This is a genomic window from Devosia rhizoryzae, from assembly GCF_016698665.1.
GTDB lineage: Bacteria > Pseudomonadota > Alphaproteobacteria > Rhizobiales > Devosiaceae > Devosia > Devosia rhizoryzae.
This window is the reverse complement of the sequence record NZ_CP068046.1, coordinates 47,376-63,634: the sequence shown is the minus strand read 5'-3', so window position 1 is coordinate 63,634 and position 16,259 is coordinate 47,376. Positions and strand designations below refer to the sequence as shown.

Genomic DNA, 16,259 nt, shown 5'->3' with positions numbered 1-16,259 from the left:
GAACAAAAGTATTTAGAGCTGGAAAAGCAGATCAAGCGCCAACTCGGTCGCGCCCTTCACACCCGTGCGGTTATGCTCGGGTGCCCCCATGATACGCAGATGCGAGGAGATGGCCGGGGGCGTACGCGTGGAAAGGGTTTCGCGGATGCCGGCGATCACGTGGTCGCCGACTTGGGCGATGTTGCCGCCGACGCTGATGATGTCGGGGGCAAGGCCGACGACAAGGCCGGTGATTGCTTCGCCGATGTGACGTCCTGCTTCGCGTAGAGCGACGATGGCTGCCGTATCGCCATCGATAACAGCGGCGCGCAAATCCTCGACGGTATTAAGAGGCCGTTCTGGCGTCGATATCGACCGCAGCAGTACGGGGTTGGAAGCGACATTGGCAAGGCAGCCGCGATTGCCGCAGATGCAGGGAATGTTGCCGCCTGCCGCAACGGGAATGTGGCCAACCTCACCGGCCCAGCCGCCAAAACCCCGATGCAGGTGTCCTCCGAAGACGAGACCAGCGCCGATGCCGGTTTCCACCAGCAGAAAGAGCACGGACTCCGCTTCGGGATGTTCGAGTTGCACGCCCAGAGCCATGATGTTGGCATCGTTCTCGACTGCCACTTTCATGCCGAAATGCGCAGCGAGGTCGGCCGGCAACACGCCCACCTTCGACCAAGGCACGGTCCGCCGCATCTCCGATACGGGTCCCGGAACCCCCACAATCGTGGCACCGATCTGGTAGCGGGAAATGCCGGTACGGCCGCAGATTGCTTCCAGCATTTCGTCCAGCGTGCGAATGGCCGTTTCCGGCCCCTGCGCTTGAGGAAGGTCGCGCTGCTCCCAATCGAGCACGTTGCCGTTGAGCTGGGTGAGCGCCGCCGTTACGCTTTCCGCGTCAAAGCGCGCCACAAAGATATGGGTGGCCACCGGATTGAGGCCGTAGCGGGTAAAAGGTCGCCCGCGATCCCCCTGCGAATCGTTGATCTCGATAACCCAGCCAGCGTCAATCAAGGACGCAAGCTTGGCGGCGACGGTATTTCGCGACCACCCGATAGTGTTAGCCAGTTCCGCGCGACTCCTGGGACCACGCCGCAAGGCCTCAAGAAGCGTAATGGCATCGGCATCGAATTCGCGCTGTCGCGCCGAACTTTGAAGAGCATCAATCATTTCCATCGGCTGCCTATATACGTCAATTTTGACGTTATTAGATCAGTGTTGACATATAAGTGTCAACATGCGTGATAATTGTTACAGTTGGTACGACGGCCCTGATCGGCTGACTTGAAACCGACAACGGAGGAACCATTATGATCATGAACAAGCTGGCCGCCATGGCCGCTCTTGGCGTTGCGCTGTCTGCCGTTTCCAGCGCTGCCGCTCTGGCACAGGATGCCAATCAGTACCGCGACGCGGCTGTCGCCGAGGCCAAGCGCATTGCCGAAGGCATCGAGCCGGGCGGCTATGTCGAAGTCATCGGCCAGAACAGCGGGGCTGAAGGCCAGACCTTGCAGGACGTCTACGCAGCGTTCAGTGAAGCCACCGGCATCGAGGTTCGCTATACCGGCACTCAGGACATCACCGCCATCGTCCAGTCGCGCATCCAGGCCGGTAACCCGCCCAACGTCGCCGACATCCAGTTGGGTGAAGCCATCGATCTGGCCGAGAACGGCCAGCTGGTCGACCTGACTGCCGCGTTCGGCGATGAACTCACCGCCAATTTCGGTGAAATGCTGCTCGAAACAGCTTCCTATGACGGCAAGGTCTTCGGCGTCTATCAGGGCATGAACCCCTTCATGGTCTGGTACAATCCCAAGAGCTATACCGGCCCCGAAGCGCCGCAGGATTGGCAGGCGATCGTCGATTGGACCAATGAACAGGCTAAAGCGGGCAACGCCGTCTGGTGCGCGGCGCAAAATGCCGGTGCCGGCAGCGGCTTCCCGGGCGCGCAGATCGTCGACAACATCTTCCTCAAGAAGTACGGCCCCGAGCTTTATGCCCAGTGGGGTTCGGGCGAACTGCCTTGGACCAGCGAAGAGGTGAAGTGGGCGTTTGAAGAGTTCGGCCGCGTCGTTATGCAGGACAGCCACGTCCAGGGCGGCGTCATCGGCGCGCTTTCGACCCCGATCTCGACCGGCTATACCGGCCTCGTCACCGATCCGGCGACCTGCCAGATTTCACTCTGGGGTGCGTGGGTTCCGGGCCTGATCGGCGAAACTGCCGTTCCGGGCGACAACATCGACTTCTTCCGCGTTCCGGCAAGCGATCCGGCGTTCTACGGCAACGAACTCTTCCAGTCCGCCATCAGCGTCGGCTTCACCGATGATGCGGCGACCAAGGCGTTCCTCCAGTATATCGCCTCGACGCCGGCCCAGACTTACCTGGCTTCGCTCAACCGTTGGCCGGTTGCCAACCAGAACGTTTCGGCCGACGTCTACCCAAGCCCGCTGCTGCAGAAGATCGCTTCTGAGTATCTCAGCGGCGACGTCCAGTTCGCAGCTGGCCCGAACGTGCTCAACGGCGCTGCTACCGGCTCAGCCTATTACAAGGCGATCGTGAGCTACATGCAGAATCCCGGCGATCTCGACAACATCCTCGCCGGCATCGAAGCCACCACCGAGTGATCCCCTTAGCCACACCCGGACGGCGCTGAAATGAGTGACCCGCTTGCCATCGTACTGCTTCTCATTGTCGCCGGAGCTATTGGCATACCGATCCTGGTATACCTGGCTCTCGGCGCTGGGGAAGGCATGCTCTCCCTCATGCCTGTACGTGCGGGTCAGCGACTACGCCCCTGGGTGTGGCTGCTCCTGCCCATCGCCCTTGCCGCAACGATCCTGATCTTTCCGGTGATCGTGACCCTAGGCACCTCGCTCATGGATGCCCGCGCGGCCAGCTATATCGGCTTCGAGAACTACGCCTGGGCCTTTTCCGGCTCCATGCTGGGCATCGTTCAGAACAACATCATCTGGCTGATTGCTTTCCCCATCATCACGGTCGTGCTGGCCCTGGCTGCGGCGACGCTGTTCGACAAGGTCAAGTACGAGCCGCTGGCGATGACCATCGTGCTCCTTCCGACTGCCATTTCCTTTACGGCTGGGTCGGTGATCTGGACGCAGATGTATTCCTTTCAGCCGGCCGGAACGCCGCAGATCGGCACGTTCAACGCCTTTCTAGGGCTCTTCGGCATGCGGCCCGTGCCCTGGCTGATCCAGCCTGTCGTCAATAATCTCTCGCTGATCTTCATCGCCGTTTGGCTGCAGCTGGGGATCGCAACGCTGATCCTTTCCTCGGCCATCAAGAATGTCGGCACCGAAATGATCGAGGCGGCACGGCTCGATGGCGCGGGCGAATGGCGGGTGTTCTTTTCGATCGTCCTGCCCAACATCCTGCCATCCGTGCTGGTGGTGCTGACAACCATGATCATCGCCGCGCTCAAGGTCTTTGACATCGTCTATGTCATGACCAACGGCAATTTCGGCACCGACGTGATCGCCAATCGGCTCTATTACGAGCTGTTCGCGGCCAGCAATCTTGGCCATGCCAGCGCCATTGCTGTGATCCTGCTTTTCAGCGCGCTGCCGATCGCCTTCATCAACATATTCCAGTTCCGCTCGGAGGCACGGTCATGACCGACGCGACCGTTCAGACGCCAGCGACATTGGCAACGACTGGCGCAGGTTCCAGCCAGGGCAAGTGGTTGAAGTGGCTCGTCCACCTCGTGGTCGTGCTGTTCATTGCCTTCTGGTTCATGCCGATCCTGGCGCTGCTGATCTCTTCATTCCGGCCGCAGATCGACACGGCCAGCTCGGGTTGGTGGACCGTTTTCGCTCGTCCAGTGCTGACGGCCGACAATTACCTTCTGGCGCTTGACCAGTTGCGCGTCGGAGCAAGCCTTGGCACCTCGCTTGCGATAGCCATTCCCTCCACGATCCTCACCGTCATTCTTTCAATGATCGGCGCCTATGCCCTGGTGCGGATGAAATTTCCGGGCCGCACAGCACTATCGCTGCTGCTGGTGGCGCTGCTGATCACGCCGCCGCAGATCACGCTCGTGCCCTTGCTGCGCCTTTACAATGCGGTGGGCCTGTCGGGCACTATTCCGGGCATCTGGCTCTATCAGGTCGGCTTCACTTTGCCCTTCGGCATCTTCCTGTTGCGCGGATTTCTGGCCTCCATTCCGCAGGAGCTCTATGAAAGCGCCTATCTCGATGGCGCTTCGGAACTGCGAACTTTCGTTTCAATCGTGCTGCCGCTGTCGCGCCCGATCATGGCGTCGCTCGGCATCATGGCTTTCCTCTGGTCGTGGAACGACCTGCTGATCCCGCTGCTCTTCATGGGCGGTTCGGGCATGTCGCCGCCGATCACCGTCAACCTGGCCGGGCTCGTGGCGCAGACCACGCAAGGCCAGGGCCCGCTAATGGCCGCAACCTTCCTTTCGGTCGCGGTGCCAATCCTCCTTATTATCTCGCTGCAGCGCTATTTCGTGCGCGGCATCCTCGGCGGCGCAGTCAAGGGATGACCCGCCCTCTCCTCTTTTCCATGGGACCAAGCTCATGACCTCAGTCAGCATTAACGGCGTTCGCAAGTCCTATGGACCGGTGGACGTCATCCATGGCGTCGATATCGATATCGAGGACGGCGAGTTCGTCGTGCTGGTCGGCCCCTCGGGCTGCGGCAAGTCCACCTTGCTACGCATGATCGCGGGGCTTGAGGAAATCTCGGGCGGCCAGATCCGCATCGGCCAGCGCGTCGTCAACGATGTCAGCGCCAAGGACCGCGACATCGCCATGGTGTTCCAGAGCTACGCGCTTTATCCGCACATGACAGTAGCAGATAACATGGCCTTCTCGCTCAAGCTCAAGGGACTGGACAAGACCGAGCGCGATGCTCGTATCGCCAAAGCCGCCGAGATCCTGGGCCTCACGCCCATGCTCAAGCGCTTTCCCAAGCAACTCTCGGGCGGCCAGCGCCAGCGCGTTGCCATGGGCCGCGCTATCGTGCGCAATCCGCAGGTCTTCCTGTTCGACGAACCGCTGTCCAATCTCGATGCCAAGCTGCGCGTCGAGATGCGCTCCGAGATCAAGTCGCTGCAGCATCGTCTCAAGACAACGATGATCTATGTCACCCACGACCAGATCGAAGCCATGACCATGGCCGACAAGATCGTCGTGATGCGCGACGGCAAGGTCGAGCAGGCCGATACGCCGCTCAATCTCTACGACAAGCCGGCCAACAAGTTCGTCGCCGCCTTTATTGGTTCTCCCTCGATGAACTTCATCGAGGGCAGCGTTCGAGGCAGCGCATTCGTCAGCAATGACGGGGTCACCCTGCCGCTGCCATCAGCAACGGTTGTTAGCGACGGGCAAAAGCTCACCTACGGCATTCGGCCGGAACATCTGGCGCTGGGCAATGGCGACGGCATTCCGGCGGTCGTGCAACTGGTCGAACCAACCGGAGCCGAAACCATGGTGCAGCTGCGCATTGGCAGCAGCGTCGTGGTCGGCGTGTTCCGCGACCGCATCACTGCCAAGGAAGGCGAGACCATTCACATCGTCCCCGACTCGTCGCGCGTCCACCTGTTCGGTGCCGACGACCTTCGCCTCGCCTAGAACGAACACCCAAAGGCAATTTCCATGATCCCGAACAACGACCTGTCCTTCCAGATGTTCTCCTCTCGCAGCGCCGCGACGCTGGAGGAGCAGCTCAAGCTCCTTTCCGAACTCGGCTATACCGACGTTCAGCCCTTCTTTTTTGGGCCGCCCGAAAACCCGGCTGAACTCGACGACTATGTCGCCCTGCTCAAGCAGTATAAATTGACCGCCAAGTCCGGGCATTTCACGCTCGATATTTTCGAACAGTCTCCCGATCTCGTCGAAGAGATCGCCAAAAAGTTCGGCATGTGGCTGGTCGTCGTGCCGTGGATCAACCCGGAAGACCGTCCCACTACGGTGGAAGGCTGGAAGGCCATCGGCGACAAGCTCGCCGCCTACACCAAGGACATGGAAGCGCGCGGCCTGACCTTTGCCTATCATAATCATGAGTTCGAGATGATGCCGCTGCCCGATGGCAGCTACCCCATTGATCACCTACTGGGCGACACCGTGCCGTTCGAACCCGATCTCGCCTGGATTGCGGTCGGCAACGCCGATCCGCTCCAATGGCTGGAAAAATACCAGGGCCGCATTCCGGCGGTGCATGTCAAGGATATCGCGCCCGAGGGGCAAGGGCTGGACGAAAAAGGCTTCGCCGATCTTGGCCATGGCACGCTCGATTGGCAGACGCTATGGAACAGAAGCGTCGATGCAGGTGCCCAGCTTATGATCGTCGAGCACGATCTGCCCGCCGATTGGCAGCGTTTCGCCACCCGCTCCATCGAGACCATGCGCCGCATCGGGCAGTAAACCTCCCGCTCACTCGACCACTCCCTACCCCGGACCAGCTGGTCCGGGGTTGCTCCACGACGACCAAGCTCCAAGGATCCCCCCATGTCTTCCCCCAAATACGACGCCATCATCATCGGCTCAGGCGCATCGGGGAGTTTTGCGGCCAAGGAACTGACGGCGCAGGGATTGAACGTGCTGCTGCTCGAAGCGGGGCGCGAGATCACCCCGGCCGATTTCGATCCTGCAAGCAAGCCAAAGCGGGTGCCGCCCATCAACATCATGGAGCGAGCGCTCGCCACCTTTGGTGGGCAATCCGTCCAGTCGAAGGCGGCCTTCTTCCGGGGCATGCTGGGCAAGTTCTATGTGAATGACCGGCACAATCCCTATACGACGCCGAGCGACGCACCATTCGTTTGGATCCGTGGCCGGCAGGCCGGCGGGCGCACCCACACCTTCGGCCGCGTCCTGCTCCGTTGGACAGACGACGACTTCAAGGCGCAAAGCCGCACCGGAAAGGGTGTGGATTGGCCGATTTCCTACGCCGATCTCGAACCCTTTTACGATGAAGTCGAGGAGTTCCTTGGCCTCTATGGCAATACCGACGGCGTCTCCACGCTGCCCGACGGCAAGTACAAGGGGCCGGCTAAGCTCAGCCCGGCAGAACAAGACTTCAAGCGCACGGTCGAAAACAAATGGCCCGAGCGCCACGTCGTTGCCTGGCGTTCGCTCGCACCCTCGCCAAGCCGGGTGCTGCGTCCGCTGGAAGAAGCCAAACGATCGGGACGTCTGACTATCCGCTTCAACAGCATCGCCCGCCGGGTTGTTACTGAAGGCGGCAAGGCGACGGGCGTCGAGATCATCGACGCGATCACCTATGAGCATTCGGTGGTCAACGCCGCCCACGTGGTTGTCTGCGCGTCGCCGATCGAAAGCGTGCGGCTGCTCCTCAACTCTGCTTCCGGTGATCATCCCGGTGGCATTGGTAATTCGAGCGGCCAGCTCGGGCGCTACTTCATGGACCAGATCCCCATGCTGGGCCTTGGCATCTACCCCAAAATGAAGGGCGGCTGGAACGGCGATGATAGCCAGCCCGCCGATCCGTTCTACGATGCCTCAGGTGGCATCTTCATTCCGCGCTTCGAGAGCACAGGTAATTCTGCCCCGCGTGCCGATTATGACTATCAGGGCGCGATCGGGCGCGGTGGCTCTTCCGACGATCCCGCTTCGCTCCTGTTCTTTGGTTTCGGCCTCATGCAGCCGCACGCCGATAACCGCGTCACGCTTGACCCCTCCCGCAAGGATCGCTGGGGCATCCCGGCCCCGCATATCCGCTGCAAGATCCAGCCCGAGGACGCAGCGCTGCTGGAGCGGCAGGAAGCCGCGTTTGTCGAAACAATCAATGACGCCGGCGGGCAGGTCGAGTTTCTCGGCTCGCCTCGCGGCATAAGGGAGTGGGGCCGCGGCGCCTACCCCGATGCCGATCCCGTGTCCCGCTTTCTGTTCAAGCGCTTCTTCAAGCAGGTCATGGTCATGGGTGCGGCGATCCACGAAACCGGTGGCGCGCGTATGGGCGCGTCCCCCGAGACATCGGTGCTCAACCAGTGGGGGCAAGTGTGGGACGCTCCCAACGTTTATGTCACCGATGCCAGCGCCTTTGCCGGCAGTGGCGTCACTGGCACGACCCTTACCATCATGGCGCAAACAGTGCGGGCATGCCGGCATCTATCGAGTGAGGCCTCACGTGCGGCATACCGTCCGTGAGCGGACATGCCCATCTGAGCCCGCAGATGGAGGGTGCTAGTCCACGAGCCGATATCCCACGCCCGCTACGTTAAGAAGGTGCCGCGGCATCTTTGGGTCGGTTTCGAGCTTAGCCCGCAGTTGCGCGATGATGACACGCAGATATTGCACATCCTCACCGTGCGCCGAGCCCCAGACACTGGTCAGAGCCTGCCTGTGCGTGACGACCTTGTTGGCATTGACCGCCAGCAACGCGAAAAGGTCGAACTCCTTGGGCGTCAAATGCACGTCGATGCCTCCGACAGACACGAGGCGATGTTCGAGATCCAGCCGGATCGAACCAAAGTTCTGGATCGATGGCACCGGCTCGGTCGACTGCGTAAGACGCAACGCGACCCTGATACGCGCCAGCAGTTCCCCGATGCCGAATGGCTTGTCGACATAGTCGTTGGCGCCTAAGTCGAGCGCCGCGATTTTTTCGATTTCCCCTTCGCGCGCCGACAACACGATGATCGGCACAGATGAAAACGCCCGCACTGATTCGATCACGGTCTTGCCGTCGCCATCGGGCAGGCCGAGGTCGAGCACGATCAGCGCCGGGGCGCGGGTGGCAGCGAGGCGCTTGGCTTCGGCGGCCGTGGCGGCGGTTTCGACATCGAAGCCGGCGGCGATCAGGGCGGGTTTGAGGAAGCGCTGGATCTGCGGTTCATCATCGACCACCAGAACGCGTTGCAGCATCAGTTGTCCCTTTCGGCAAGCGGCAGGCGCAGGGTGAAGCGGGTGCCGCGCTTGCGGACCGCGGGGCTCGTTGCCTTGATGGTGCCGCCCATCGCGGTCATGAGGCCACGGGCGATTGAAAGGCCAAGACCGGTGCCGGCGGGGCGGCCATCGCCCTTGGCGCGACGGTAGAATTTTTCGAAGATCTTTTCGAGATCGGCCTCCGGGATGCCCTTACCGGCATCGGTGACGGAGATGGCGGCCAGCTTGCCTTCGGCCTTGGCGAATACGGCGACCGGCTGGTCGGCGCCGCCGTATTTTCGGGCATTGTCGAGGAGGTTGAAGAGCACCTGTTCGAGGAGGGTAGCGTCGCCCAAGGCATGTGGCAGGTCGGGCGCGAGGCTGAGCTCGATTCGAAGGTCGTTGTGGAGGCGCCTGGCGCGGGCCGTGGCGGCGTCGATGATGGCGGGGAGATCGATGGGTTCGCGGCGGGCTTTGACGATGCCGGCTTCGATGCGGGTCATTTCGAACAGGTTGGCGACGAAGCGTTTGAGGCGGCCGGACTCTTCTTCGATCGATAGCAGGAGGTCGTCGCGGGTCTCGGCGGGGAGTTTGTCGCCGAGCTGGCGGAGCGTAGTGACGGCGCCAGTGATGGAAGCCAGCGGCGTGCGCAGGTCGTGCGAGAGCGACGAAAGAAGCGCGGCCTGCACCTTTTCGCCTTCGCGCGCCACCGAGGCCTGAGCACTTTCGCGGCTGAGGCGGGCGCGATCGAGGGCAATGGCGGCCTGGTCGAGCAGCGCGATCCAGGTGCGTTCGTCGTCGGCGGGGAGTGGCGCGTCACCTGGCCCCATGCGCAAAGCGGCGACGCCGAAGATGCGCTGCGCCGAGATGATGGGGCGGAAGAGGTAGCGCACTTGCGGCAAGGTGCCGGTAAGGAAGCCGGCGGGTTCGCGCTTGTCGAAGGCCCAGCGCGCAGCGGTAAGTTCGGTAAAGTCGAGCGCCTGGTCGGGTGGCCAGGCGGAGGTGGGCACGAGTTCTCCGTCCTCGTTTGCGGTGAGGACCACGACGGGGCGGGAGAGACTGGAATGAAGGTGGCTGGCAATGGCGTCGAGGACGCTGTCGAGCCCGTGCGCGCCCGAGAGCTTGCGGGAAAAATCAAGCAGTGCCTGCGATTGGCGCGCCTGCTGGCGGGAGAGGTCGGCCTGTTCGCGCAAGCGCGCGGCGAGCTGGCCTGAGGCGAGCGCCACGGCAATGAAGATCACCAGCGACAGAACTTCCTGCGGCTGCGCGACGGTCAGTGCGCCGGTCGGCTCGATGAAAAAGAAGTTGTAGGCGACAAAGGACAGGCCGGCCGCAAGCAGCGCCGAGAAGCGCCCGGCGATCACGGCCGACAGCAGGACGGCTGCGAGATAGAGCATCGAGAGGTTCTGCAGCGCGACAAGGGCATTGATGCCGAGGCCGAAAAGGGTGGTGGCGCTTACCGATACGAGGGGTAGTCCGAGAGTTAGCGCCCATTCTGGAGCGGTCAAAGTCCTTCGTGACTTGCGCGTTTGAGGTTCAGGCTCGCCCGGAACGACATGAACGCCGATGTCGCCGGCGCGGCGCAGGACGGCGTCGGGCAAGGAGCGGCGGAGCCAGCGCCGGCCGGCGGGTCGGCCGATGACGATCTGGGTGATGTGCTCGCGCCGGGCAAGGCGCAGGATGGCTTCGACAAAATCGGCAGCGGTTTCGCGGCGCGTTTCGGCGCCAAGGCGCTCGGCTAGGCGTAGCGTTTCTTCCAGCCGCTCGGCATCTGCGGGTGACGGCAGGGCGGCGCCGGGGCGCGCCATTGAGACGACCAGCCAGCGGGCATTGAGGCCAGAAGCAAGGCGGCTGGCAATGCGCACGACTTTTTCGGACATCTGGTCGGGGCCGGCGCAAACGAGCAAGCGTTCGCCGGTGGCCCAGGGTCCGTCGACGGCACTTTGGCGAAGGAAGTCGACCATCTGGTCGTCTACGCGATCGGCAGCACGACGCAAGGCAAGCTCGCGAAGGGCCGTCAGAGTTGCGGGCTTGAAGAAGCCGTCCACGGCTCGGGCGGCGTTATCGGGCAGGTAGATCTTGCCGGCATGAAGGCGCTCGATGAGCTCGGCGGGCGGCAGATCGACGAGGACGATCTCGTCGGCACTCTTGAGCACAATATCGGGGACGGTTTCGCGCACGGGCACGCCGGCAATGCGGGCGACGAGATCGCTGAGGCTTTCGAGATGCTGGATGTTGAGCGCGGTCCAGACGTCGATGCCGGCGGCAATGAGTTCGGCGATGTCTTGGTGGCGCTTGGGGTGGCGCGCCCCGGCTTTGTTGGAGTGGGCGAGTTCGTCAACGACGAGGAGAGTGGGCCGGCGGGCGAGTGCAGCGTCGAGATCGAACTCGCCATAGGCGGTGTTTTCAAGCCGCGGCAGGGTTTCGATGGCTTCGGCCAAACGGGCCGTGTCGCCGCGACCATGGGTTTCGACGAGGCCGATGACCACGTCGATGCCGGCGGCCCTGAGGGCCCGGGCGCGCTCCAGCATGGCGTAGGTCTTGCCGACGCCGGGTGCGGCGCCAAGAAAGATCGTCAGCTTGCCGCGGCTTTCGCGCGCGGCAAGCTGGAGCAAGGCCCTGGGATCAGGCCGATCTTTTTCGGTTTGGCGAACCATCTTAGTTCCCGAGGGGCGCGGCCTCGTCCAGCGCCAGATTGAGGCGCAGCACGTTGACGCGCGGTTCACCGAAGATAGCAAAGGTGGGCGCTTCGGTCACATCGGCGAGCACGGATAAGATGACCGATGCGTCAACGCCGCGGGCGGTCGCGACGCGCTCGACCTGTGCTGCAGCATTTTGAGGGGTGATGTGCGGGTCAAGGCCGGAGCCGGAGGTCGTCACCGCATCGGCGGAGGCGGTGGGTTTTCCGGTAGCAGTGACCGCCTCCCCTACCCGCTCGATCAATGCTGCCCCGGTTGGCCCGACGTTCGAGCCGCTGGAGGCAGCGGCATTGTAGGCTTCCGGTCCGGTGGCCGAAGGGCGCGGCCAGAAATATTGCGGCTGGCTGAAACTTTGACCAATTAGGTCGGAGCCGATGATTGTTCCTTCGTCGATGACGCGGCTCCCATTGGCCTGAGTGGGGAATGCGGCCTGTGCAACGCCCGTGATCGCGAGCGGGTACAAAAGTCCGGTCACGGCAGAGAGCAGGCCGAAAATTACGATGGCGGGGGGGATTTGAGTGAGCATGCTAGCCTCCTTAGATGATGCCGATGGCGGTGACGGCCATGTCCACCAGCTTGATGCCGATAAAGGGCGCGACGAGGCCACCAAGGCCATAGATGAGCAGGTTGCGGGAAAGGAGCGCCGCGGCGCCGACTGGACGGTATTTGACGCCGCGCAGGGCGAGCGGGATCAGTGCGACGATGATCAGGGCGTTGAAGATCACTGCCGAAAGGATCGCCGATTGCGGTGACTGGAGGCCCATGATGTTGAGGGCGCCGAGCTCCGGATAGGTCACGAGAAACAGGGCCGGGATGATGGCGAAGTATTTGGCCACGTCGTTGGCTATGGAGAAGGTGGTGAGCGCGCCGCGCGTCATCAGGATCTGCTTGCCGATCTCTACGATCTCGATGAGCTTGGTGGGACTGCTGTCGAGGTCGACCATGTTGCCGGCTTCGCGCGCCGCCTGGGTGCCGGACTGCATGGCGACGCCGACATCGGCCTGCGCGAGGGCCGGCGCGTCATTGGTGCCGTCGCCGCACATGGCGATCAGGCGGCCGCCGACCTGTTCCTTGCGGATATAGTCGAGCTTTTGCTCGGGCGTCGCTTCGGCGAGGAAATCGTCGACGCCGGCTTCGGACGCGATGGCGGCGGCAGTCACCGGGTTGTCGCCGGTGACCATGACCGTGCGGATGCCCATGGCGCGGAGGGCAGCGAAGCGCTCCTTGATGCCGGGTTTGACCACGTCCTTGAGATGCACGACGCCGAGCAGGCGATCGGCTTCGGCGACGGCCAGCGGCGTGCCGCCGGAGCGGGCGATGGTGTCGACGGCCTTGGTGAAGTCGGCAGGCGCCGTGGCGCGATCGAGGCCGACGAAGCGGAGCACAGCGTCGACGGCGCCCTTGCGGATGCGGCGGCCTTCGATGTCGATGCCGGATATGCGGGTCTGGGCGGAAAAGGCGATGGTCGCCGTGCCGTTGCCAACAATCCGCGGCTCGCTGAGGCCGAAGTCGGACTTGGCGAGGGCGACGATCGAGCGGCCCTCGGCGGTTTCATCGGCGAGGCTGGCGAGCAGAACGGCTTCGGCAAGTTCCTTTTCGCCGACACCGACGACGGGCAGGAATTCGGAGGCCATGCGGTTACCGAAGGTGATGGTGCCGGTCTTGTCGAGGAGGAGTGTGTCGACGTCGCCGGCGGCTTCCACCGCGCGCCCGGAAGTGGCGATGACGTTGAAGCGGATCAGCCGGTCCATGCCGGCAATGCCGATGGCCGAGAGCAGTCCGCCGATGGTGGTGGGGATGAGGGTTACGAGGAGCGCCGCGAGAACGGCGACGGACAGGTCGGTGCCGGAATAGGCGGCAAGGCCATAAAGCGTCACGACGGCAATGAGGAAGACCAGCGTCAGGCCGCTGAGGAGGATCGAGAGCGCGATCTCGTTGGGCGTTTTCTGCCGCTCGGCGCCTTCGATCAAGGTGATCATGCGGTCGACGAAGGTTTCGCCGGGCTTGGTGGTGATGCGCACCTTGAGCCAGTCGGAGATGACCTGGGTTCCGCCGGTGACCGCAGAGCGGTCGCCGCCGGCTTCGCGGATCACGGGCGCGGATTCACCGGTGATGGCACTTTCGTTAACGGAAGCAATGCCTTCGATGACTTCGCCGTCGCCGGGCATGAGGTCATTGACCTCGACCAGGACGATGTCGCCGAGCTTGAGGCTCGTGGCAGGGATGACCTCGCAGGCGCGGTTGTCGCGCTCGTTCGGAAACAGCAGTTTCTTGGCGAAGAGATCGGACTTGCTGCGCTTGAGCGACTCCGCCTGGGCCTTGCCGCCGCCCTCGGCGACGGCTTCGGAAAAGCAGGCAAACAAGACGGTAAGCCATAGCCAAAGGGCAATCTGACCTGAAAAGCCAGGCACTCCGGATTCCCCAAGCAATTCCTGGACAAAGAGCACGGTAACGAGGATCGCGACGATTTCCGTGACGAAGATCACCGGGTTGCGGATGAGCTGGCGCGGGTTGAGCTTGCGCAGCGCGTCGCGGAGGGCCGGCACGAGGATGGCCGGGTCAAGGATCGAGATGGATTTAGTGGACATGGAATGTTCCTAAAAGCTCTGGCCGGCGAGCATGACGAAGTGCTCGACGATGGGTCCGAGAGCCAGGGCCGGGAAGAATTGCAGCCCGCCCAAGATGAGAATGATGCCGATGAGGAGGCCGACAAAGAGCGGACGATCGGTCGGGAAGGTGCCGGAAGAGGCAGCAGCGCGCGGCTTCTTGGCGATGGCACCGGCGATGGCCAGCACGGGCACGAGGTAAGCGAAACGGCCCAGAAGCATGGCGATGCCCAGGGTCGTGTTGTACCAGGGCGTGTTGGCGGTGAGGCCGCCAAAGGCTGAGCCATTGTTCGCGGCGGCAGAGGTGTAGGCATAGAGGATTTCGCTGAGGCCGTGCGGGCCGGGCGTGAGGACAGAACTCGTGCCCCACTCAGTTACGGCAGATACCGCGGTGAAGCCCAGGATGGTCAGCGGCAGGATGAGGACGGCCAGCATTGCGAGCTTCATCTCGCGCGCCTCGATCTTCTTGCCCAAAAATTCCGGCGTGCGGCCGACCATGAGACCGGCAACGAACACCGCGAGGATGGCAAAGACCAAAAGCCCGTAAAGCCCCGAGCCGACGCCACCGGGCAGCACTTCGCCCAATTGCATCAGGAACAGCGGCACGAGGCTGCCGAGCGGGGTCAGCGAGCCATGCATTGCGTTGACGCCGCCATTGGAGAGGCCGGTGGTGACGGCGGCATAGAGGGCCGACATGGCCTGGCCGAAGCGGACTTCCTTGCCTTCCATATTGCCCAGCGAAGGGTCGACGCCCACCGCGGTCAGCAAGGGATTGCCGAAGGTTTCGGCCCAGTAGATGGCGCCGGTGCCGACGACCAGCATGATGACGGTGACGGAGAGCAGTGCCCAGCCCTGGCGGCGCGAGCCGACCATCTGGCCGAAGGCGTAGACCAGAGCCGAGGAGACGGCGAGCATGGCGATGATATTGAGATAGTTCGAGAAGGCGGTGGGATTTTCGAAGGGATGGGCGGCATTGGTGTTGAAGAAGCCACCGCCATTGGTGCCCAGCTGCTTGATGGCTTCCTGGGAGGCGACCGGACCAGTGGCGATGGTCTGCTGCGCGCCTTCAAGCGTCGTGGCGACAAAGCTGGCGTCGAGCGACTGCGGCACGCCCATTGCCACGAAAGCCAGTGCGACAACGATGGCGAGGGGCAGCAGCACGTAGAGTGTGGCGCGGGTGAGATCGACCCAGAAGTTGCCCAGTTCGCTCACGCCGGAGCGCATGAAGGCGCGGGTCAGCGCCATAGCGACGCCGATGCCGGTGGCGGCAGAGACGAAGTTCTGGACCGTAAGGCCCAGCATCTGGCTAAGATGGCTCATGGTGGTTTCGCCGCCATAGCTTTGCCAATTGGTGTTGGTGACGAAGCTCACGGCGGTGTTGAAGGCGAGATCGGGCGCGAGGCCCGGGAAGCCTTGCGGGTTGAGCGGCAGATAGTTCTGCAGGCGCAGCAAGAGGTAGAGGCCGAGGAAACCAGCGATGCTGAAGGCGATGACGCCGAGGGCATAGCCGAGCCAGGACTGCTCGCGTTCCGGTTTGACGCCGGCCAGGGCGTAAAAGCCGCGCTCGACGGGGGCGAGCACGGGCGAGAGGAAGGTGCGTTCGCCGGAAAAGACGCGGGCCATATAGAGGCCGAGCGGCTTGACCAGAAGGAGGACGGCGACCAGCACGAAGCCGATCTGCAGCCAACCGATAAGGGACATGATGGCTCCGGATCAGAAGCGTTCGGGCGCCAGCAGCGTCACCACGAGGTAGACGGCCAGGGCCACGGCGATGAGGAAGGAAATCGTGAGCATGGCGGTGCTCAAAGCCGATCAAGCGCTGCAGCATAGATCGCGAGGGCGATCAGGGTGCCGGCGCCGAGGGCGATAAAGGTAAGGTCAAGCATTTAGAGCCTCTGTTGTTGAGGCTCACCAAGTGCTCCCGGGCGCCATCAGCATTCCATATGGATTGCTGGCAAGTGGCGTAAGGATTTCATAAGAGCGCTGCTGGCTTCGCGCTCACGACGGCTGATTTGGGGAACCCACAATCATTGCGTGTAGGTCCGCAATGGGTCGCCGGCATTTCCGTTGAAGGCAGAGACGTCACAGACCAAGATACAGCT

Annotated in this window: 13 protein-coding genes; 6 read left to right on the top strand and 7 right to left on the bottom strand. The window is 62.8% G+C overall.

Annotated elements, in window-relative coordinates:
• Window positions 1–12 precede the first annotated feature (12 nt).
• The gene (locus JI748_RS00260; protein WP_210338812.1) at window positions 13–1,158 is read right to left on the bottom strand and encodes an ROK family transcriptional regulator; all 1,146 of its coding nucleotides are present in this window, start codon (window positions 1,156–1,158) and stop codon (window positions 13–15) included.
• Window positions 1,159–1,304: 146 nt separating this feature from the next.
• Between JI748_RS00260 and JI748_RS00255 the strand changes: the two genes are divergently transcribed.
• The 6 genes from JI748_RS00255 to JI748_RS00230 all read left to right on the top strand — a co-directional run bounded on the left by JI748_RS00255 (window position 1,305) and on the right by JI748_RS00230 (window position 8,135).
• Window positions 1,305–2,612, top strand: coding sequence for an ABC transporter substrate-binding protein (locus tag JI748_RS00255; protein WP_201633708.1), 1,308 nt, complete (start codon window positions 1,305–1,307; stop codon window positions 2,610–2,612).
• Window positions 2,613–2,642: 30 nt separating this feature from the next.
• Window positions 2,643–3,620, top strand: coding sequence for a carbohydrate ABC transporter permease (locus JI748_RS00250; RefSeq protein ID WP_201633706.1), 978 nt, complete (start codon window positions 2,643–2,645; stop codon window positions 3,618–3,620).
• Window positions 3,617–4,510, top strand: a complete 894-nt coding sequence (locus tag JI748_RS00245) for a carbohydrate ABC transporter permease (RefSeq protein WP_201633704.1) — start codon at window positions 3,617–3,619, stop codon at window positions 4,508–4,510. The genes JI748_RS00250 and JI748_RS00245 overlap by 4 nt, the downstream gene beginning before the upstream one ends.
• Window positions 4,511–4,544: 34 nt before the next feature.
• Window positions 4,545–5,600 carry an ABC transporter ATP-binding protein gene (locus JI748_RS00240; RefSeq protein ID WP_201633703.1) on the top strand — a complete coding sequence of 352 codons (1,056 nt, stop codon included), beginning with the start codon at window positions 4,545–4,547 and terminating at the stop codon, window positions 5,598–5,600.
• Between the two features lie 24 nt (window positions 5,601–5,624).
• Window positions 5,625–6,392, top strand: coding sequence for a sugar phosphate isomerase/epimerase family protein (locus JI748_RS00235; protein WP_201633701.1), 768 nt, complete (start codon window positions 5,625–5,627; stop codon window positions 6,390–6,392).
• A gap of 84 nt (window positions 6,393–6,476) precedes the next feature.
• Complete coding sequence (locus JI748_RS00230) at window positions 6,477–8,135, top strand: GMC oxidoreductase (protein ID WP_201633699.1); 1,659 nt, start codon at window positions 6,477–6,479, stop codon at window positions 8,133–8,135.
• Between the two features lie 36 nt (window positions 8,136–8,171).
• Here the strand turns inward: JI748_RS00230 and JI748_RS00225 are convergent, their stop codons facing one another.
• The 6 genes from JI748_RS00225 to kdpF are packed head-to-tail and all read right to left on the bottom strand — an operon-like array spanning window position 8,172 to window position 15,963.
• Window positions 8,172–8,855, bottom strand: a complete 684-nt coding sequence (locus tag JI748_RS00225; RefSeq protein WP_201636916.1) for a response regulator — start codon at window positions 8,853–8,855, stop codon at window positions 8,172–8,174.
• Window positions 8,852–11,509, bottom strand: coding sequence for a sensor histidine kinase (locus JI748_RS00220; protein WP_201633698.1), 2,658 nt, complete (start codon window positions 11,507–11,509; stop codon window positions 8,852–8,854). Before JI748_RS00220 ends, JI748_RS00225 begins: the two co-directional genes overlap by 4 nt.
• Window position 11,510: 1 nt before the next feature.
• Window positions 11,511–12,077, bottom strand: a complete 567-nt coding sequence (kdpC, locus tag JI748_RS00215; protein WP_201633696.1) for a potassium-transporting ATPase subunit KdpC — start codon at window positions 12,075–12,077, stop codon at window positions 11,511–11,513.
• A 10-nt stretch (window positions 12,078–12,087) separates the two neighbouring features.
• Window positions 12,088–14,139, bottom strand: a complete 2,052-nt coding sequence (kdpB, locus tag JI748_RS00210) for a potassium-transporting ATPase subunit KdpB (RefSeq protein WP_201633694.1) — start codon at window positions 14,137–14,139, stop codon at window positions 12,088–12,090.
• 9 nt (window positions 14,140–14,148) lie between these two features.
• Window positions 14,149–15,858 (bottom strand): potassium-transporting ATPase subunit KdpA, encoded by a 1,710-nt coding sequence (gene kdpA / locus JI748_RS00205; protein WP_201633692.1) that lies wholly within the window; start codon window positions 15,856–15,858, stop codon window positions 14,149–14,151.
• Window positions 15,859–15,870: 12 nt separating this feature from the next.
• Entirely contained in the window at window positions 15,871–15,963 is a 93-nt protein-coding gene (gene kdpF, locus JI748_RS00200) for a K(+)-transporting ATPase subunit F (protein ID WP_201633690.1), read from the bottom strand.
• Window positions 15,964–16,259: the final 296 nt, after the last annotated feature.